This window comes from Endozoicomonas sp. (assembly GCF_031844845.1).
GTDB lineage: Bacteria > Pseudomonadota > Gammaproteobacteria > Pseudomonadales > Endozoicomonadaceae > Endozoicomonas.
This window is the reverse complement of sequence record NZ_JAVRMB020000272.1, coordinates 1-5,934: the sequence shown is the minus strand read 5'-3', so window position 1 is coordinate 5,934 and position 5,934 is coordinate 1. Positions and strand designations below refer to the sequence as shown.

Genomic DNA, 5,934 nt, shown 5'->3' with positions numbered 1-5,934 from the left:
TTATCACCTGAAAGACGATGTAATTCCACGGTTGTGTGGATTTTACCCGGTAGACAGTGATGCCTTTTGTGCAGTGATTGAACTTTGCATCAGGGCATTACTTCGTTTCAGTTCTTCTGAAAAGATTGAGTCGGGTATCAGGTCTGTTCTGAATGCGTATATGTTTCTTTGCGTGATATCTTTATCTGCATCATCAGTAATCGTAAAGTCTGGCTCCGGATGAATAACCGGATAAATGTTCTCCTTTTGTCCGTCAATCACGATAAACCGTCCTGATGCTTTTGAGCGAACAAGATTGACAAAGTGCCCTTCCTCTCCTGTTGGTGTTGTTCTCAGGAGCAGGTAGCGTTCCCCGTTCAATTGATCGATAGAATCATTTTCCGGGCTGGCTCCTGCCTGCTCACCGGACTGTATCGCCTTCCTGAAGGCATCAGAATCTACATCATGCAAAAACGTAGTGAAATAGCAACTCCTAAGTTCAGCGACATTCCAGCAGACAACCGCTGTTGGCGCGCCCGGAGCGACATTCATATCCAGCTGTTCATCAATACCAATGACCTGGTGGTAGCCCTGATTTCTCAGGAAGCACTCAATGGCGTTAACAAAGCTCTGGCAGCTGGCCGCGCCGGGTATTTGATTTTTGTGAAAAATCTGAATGGCGGCGCGGTATAATGTCAATTCAGCGAACTCGGCGGACGTTAACTTTGTACGGTGCATGGGCTTTATCGTTTCTAGTTGGTGGATCAGGGCTGGAGTGTCGTTGGAGAGATTATTCTTTTCAATATGATTTATTGCCTCTTCGAAAGAAATTTTGCCAAGCTGGTAGGATAACCGGTTTACCCCATTAGAAATAATCTGCTTATTTTTTTGAGTGTTATCATTTTCATCACTAATAGCATCTACCTGTTCTGCTTGAACAAGTAAGGCTTCAATTTCAGATATAAGTTTGGCGCGAGCACCATTGGTACAGATTTCGGTTGAAAGAATATGGCCAAATTTCAAGCCGGGTTTGGCTTTAATCTTCTGGATTTCCTGGAGTAGAGGGATTAGCTGCTTGTCTGGTTGTTCTGCTACTAATGGTTTCGGTACTGCTGTGGCAGGCGTTGATAGCGGTAACGGTGGCTGCTCAGGTCTCGATGGAGCATCAGACAGTGATGATTGCCCGGGAGTAGAGGAAGCTGAAATTGATGGTGGTTCGAGCTGTTGCCATTTTTCGAAACATTGCCTGACATAACCGATATCAAGCGGTTTCTGGGTACGCCATTTTTTGCAGAAGTTTTGATTCGATTCTAAAAGACTGCAGAGTTGATCCACGGAAATTTCCAGACCAGTGTTACTGAATCTTTTGACAGATTTTTTCAGTTTGGTTTTATTAAAAGACAGACCTTTTGTTTCTCTTGTTACCGGTGATGAATCACCTGACAAAGACTGATGTACATCGATGAACTTGTTACTGTCTGTCTCCCGGGTTGTTACCCCATCAGTGGCTGTCTGGGTTGGAATATTCTGTTCTGTTTTCTCGGGCTTTGGTAATAATGGTTTCTGTGGGGTACTCCTTAATCCCTTAAGTACCGGGTCAGGGTCAGTCACTTGATATTCAGCAGGTTTCGACGGGACTGTGGGGTCTGGCTGAGGCTCCCAATGGGTTGTTGCAGGTATATTATCGTGATCAGTTTGTTTCTTTTTGCAGGTTGTTCCGGGCGTTTTCTTCAGGTCTGTTTGTGTCTTTATACTGGTGGTTTCAGGTTTTTTGTTAAGGTTTGCCTGAGTCCCCGGGCTGGTGTTTTTTTGATTCCCGGTTTGGGTTCCTTCACTGTTTTTTTTCGGGGTCTCAGTTTGTACCCCCCGGCAGGGATTTCTACTGTTTTCAGTTTGTGTCTCTCTGTGGGCTGTTTGGACTTGAGGCAGAAGGGGGACGGTGTTGACCGTAGATATATTGAGTAAAGACTGATGTTGGGACCAGTATGTGAACTGCTGCGTGTTTTGTGGATTTATTGTGGTGACTGTATTACCAATTAATGTCGCTGAAGATGTTTGTTCTTGCGGAATCACAATATTCGGATTATCCCGGAACTGCTCAGGAGGGGGATAAATTATGTTGAGAGACTGGCATTTTTCCTCGTTTTTATGAGTGGAGTCAATGGGGCTTGCTGGTGTGATTTTATTGTTTTCCTTTGATTCGTCAGTAAGGGGCAATCTTGTTGGGTGAAGGCAGGTTTTATCTTCTTCTGGATTATTGGCAGGCCCTGAAACCGGAAGGGAGGTATTGTCGGTAGATATCAATGCTCTCAATTGCTCCATTCGCTGACTGAGATTATTGTCGTCCAGTTTTTCTTCTGTGTGATTCTGTGGTGTTTTACTAAGAATCATATATCCCCAGGCTATAAGAGTTGTTAACTCTGGTGTTTCAGAAACCGGGGGGGGATTGGATTTTTCAGCGAAAATCTTAATGAGTAGTTTTTTTAGATTTTTCCTTGTGGTTGGGCAGAGATTATCCTGAACCATGGCCTTTAGCTGTAATAAATCATGAATATTATCATCGAAAATGGATTCAGACTTGAGCAAGTCGAGAATCGTTTTTCCCCAGACTTTACTGACCGTCATATGCCAGCTGTTCAAGTGTGTTTCCCATAACAGAAATTTGTATTTTTCATTCTCAATGCATTGCTGTTTGTGTTTTGCCATAACGGTTGTTAAATGTTGGTAGTTAAATTTTTTGTGACCAACCTCATTTAAAAAAATATTGGAAATGGTGTCAAAAAGCTCCTTAACAATTATGCCTTTTATAGAATGCAGATTGCGTATTAGATTGTTTCCGTTGGGGAGTTTTTTGATTTTTTGTTCGTATGGGATGATAGGCTTTAAGATCAGGGCTGCATTTTGGTAATCTGTGATTTTTTGGTTCGTTTTATCTATCGCATTGAATGCTTCTTTAATTAGCTGTTTTACTTTTTCAGGGGTTAGTTTTGAGGGTTGGAGCGAGGCCTTTTTTTTCTGTACCGACTTTCCTGAAGCCTGTTGTATATATTCTTGAGTTTTGGCTGTCAGGGGTGTTTTCTCTCCTGGTATGTACCGGGTCCATAATTCAATGCAGGAATTATTGAGTACTCCATAGTGAATAAGTATTTCTATCGTCTCTTCAATCTTTTTGGGGATGAATGAATTGGGGGGAATACTGGTCAGTAATCTTTGGGTAACCTCCGATTGAATTTTGATAAGATCCTTCTTCAGAGAATCATAAACGTTGATAGTTCTCTGGTGTTTTTGAGAAAAGTTCGCCAGAGCGGTAAATAAAGCAAGCTCCCGGGAGCTATTATGTGTCGCTTGGAAAGAAGCTGCTAAATCGGTCAAACTGCATTTCAGTATATCTCCAATCATTCTTATCTGACCTGAAATAACGGGTTGTGATTGCCATACAAGGTTCTCTGCTTCCTGAAGGTTGTTTGATGCCAGTGCTTTACTGAGCGGAAGCGTGTCTGATTGTGCTTCAGGCGGCTCTGGATGCTCAATCTTCTCTGAGTAAGCATTAACTTGTTCTCTGGTTAAAAAACCGCAAGAGACGGCTGGAGCCTCAGGATCTAACAACCATTTGATTTTCTTTCTAACGGGTTCGGTACCTCTGGGGTCAGGGTAGGATGCCCTGTATCTCAGGTATTCTAACTCTGAACTGATTATGCTGTTCAATAGCTGTTTCAATTGGGTATGGATCGCTGATTCGGGACGATATATGTCGGGGTGAAGATGAATGGGGTTTGGTACCGTGCATACTGCTTCCAGAATATGGTATGTATTTAAATAGCGTGAATCTGTTTTGTCAAAATATTCAAGAGCTGCATTGACTAGTGAATCCAGTGCCCGGCAGTAGAATGGAGAAAAACTGGATTGGTAATGCTTGTCGTTCTGTACTATTGATTCATCCTTTGTTGGTTTTAACTTATTAATTGAATTAACAACTTCTAAATACCAGCGGACAGGGTCTTTATTTTTCTTTTCCTGTTTTTTCAGTATCAGGCATTGCTGGTTGATCTGATTAGTGAAATCCCTTGACGATTCTGCTGGTTTTGGGCGATTCTGATGTTTATTTATAGTATTGGCTGAATGTTGTTTCCTTTCAGTTTTATAATTAGTGTTCACTAAAGGCTTTGGCGGGGGAGGCGTAGTAACTACAGAAGCATAAGTTTTCACTCCTGCCGGCAGTGCTGCTGGTGCATTGATGCCCTTCTGATGTTCTGCATGAGGGCTATTTTGAATGCTTTTTCCACCGTGAAGTATTTTTTTCTGGCCTTTTTCATTGTTATTTTTTGGAATGGCTTTTAAAGCAGGGGTGGGGGATGGGGATTTTGGTGCTTGATAAGTTTCCACTCAGAATTCCTGATCGTTGTTTTTGTTCTTTCTACCGCAGGTAAGTCTAGGGTAATTATTTGATTTTTCATTGTTGTCTGTAGTGGCGCTGTGGGTCGTCAATAAATACCAATAATTTTTAGATAGTTAACAGGTAAGTGCTGTTTTCTTTAGTCTCTTCAGACGATGAGAGTTTACAGGCCAAACGCAAGAATTCACTATTGACTTCGCCTGCCTTTGTGGTTTGTCAGCAGTGAAAAGAGCGGTCTTTGATACCACACTTTGACATCATAATCAGGGCGATACCGGTAACCTTTATACATTCCCGGATAAGGCTATGCACAATAATAATAATGAATTTCCTCAAGGGGTGGCGCTGGTTGTTGGAGGCAGTGGTGGTGTGGGTGCTGCCGTTTGCCACCGGCTGGCAGAGCAGGGCGCTACGGTTGCCCTGACTTATAATAAAAACCGTGAAAAAGCGCTGGAAGTGGCTGCTTCTCTGGCTGAAGCCGGTGGGCATGCTGAGGCTTTTCAGCTCAATATGGGGGACAGGGAAAGTGCCGGGAATCTGTTTGCCAGCCTCTCTGAACAATATGGCAATATCCATACGGTCGTTCTGGCCACAGGCTACGATATTCCCCAGCAATACATTTCAGAAATTACCCCGGAGCTCTGGCAGGATATTATCCAGTCCGATGTTAATGGTTTTTTTAATATTGCTCATACAGCCATTCCTTATCTGAGAGAAGAGGGTGGTGGTTCTCTGGTTCATGTCAGTTCTGCGGGGCTTTTCCGTTATCCGGCCAGAGATGCATTATCGGTAGCCCCCAAAGCAGCCATTGAAAGCCTGATTAAGGGTATTGCTAAAGAAGAAGGGGTTTATGGTGTGCGCGCCAACAGCGTTGCCATCGGTGTGATTGAAACCGGAATATTTTTGCGTTTGAAAGGTAAAGCCTTCGATAAGGCGTGGGAAGAATCGGTGCTGCAGAACCTGTGTCTAAAGCGATTTGGTCAGGCTGAAGAGGTGGCGGATGCCATCAGCTTCCTGGCTTCCAGTCGTGCCCGTTATATCACCGGGCAGATTATCTGCGTGGATGGCGGTTACCACGTTTAAGAGAAGTGGCGTTGTAGAAAGTACTTTTGTCATCCCCGCGAAGGCGGGGATCCACTGCTCGATATAGACTCCTACTCTCGAGATGGATTCCCGCCTTCGAGGTTGTCGCAAAAGGTTGACCCTCCGTCTTTCCCGCGCAGGAGGCTGTCGCAAAACCCATCAGGAACCTCGTTCCTGGCGGGTTTTGCGACAACCGCCTTCGCGAGGATGACGGTCGGGGGGTGTTTTGCCCTTTTGCGACACCCTCCTTCGCGGGAAAGACGGAGGGGAGAGGTCGGCATTTTCAACCTTTTGCGACAGGCTACTTCGCGGGGATGACGATGGTATATAACATTGACGATTAACAGCGATTCCCAAAAATAATGACAAGGGAAAATCATGTCGGATAACAGCACTAATAAAAACAAGAATAAAATCGTGAAAAAGCCCTGGGATGCCATTGTCGATGTGGTAGTGGTGGGATCCGGTGCCGGTGCACT

At 44.1% G+C, this 5,934-nt stretch carries 2 protein-coding genes; one reads left to right on the top strand and one right to left on the bottom strand.

Translation table 11 applies throughout. The features are described from left to right. Window positions 1–42: 42 nt before the first annotated feature. Window positions 43–4,362: a hypothetical protein gene (locus tag RM811_RS14565; protein ID WP_402525614.1), complete on the bottom strand. Its 4,320-nt coding sequence runs from the start codon at window positions 4,360–4,362 to the stop codon at window positions 43–45. Window positions 4,363–4,678: 316 nt separating this feature from the next. On the opposite strand from RM811_RS14565, the gene RM811_RS14560 reads away from it, so the two are divergent. After that, the gene (locus tag RM811_RS14560) at window positions 4,679–5,455 is read left to right on the top strand and encodes an SDR family NAD(P)-dependent oxidoreductase (RefSeq protein ID WP_402525612.1); all 777 of its coding nucleotides are present in this window, start codon (window positions 4,679–4,681) and stop codon (window positions 5,453–5,455) included. The last annotated feature ends 479 nt before the right edge of the window (window positions 5,456–5,934 follow it).

Excerpts from the sequence above, each read along its gene's own strand:
- RM811_RS14560 (WP_402525612.1), top strand. The coding sequence starts at position 4,679 with ATGCACAATAATAATAATGAATTTCCTCAAGGGGTGGCGCTGGTTGTT.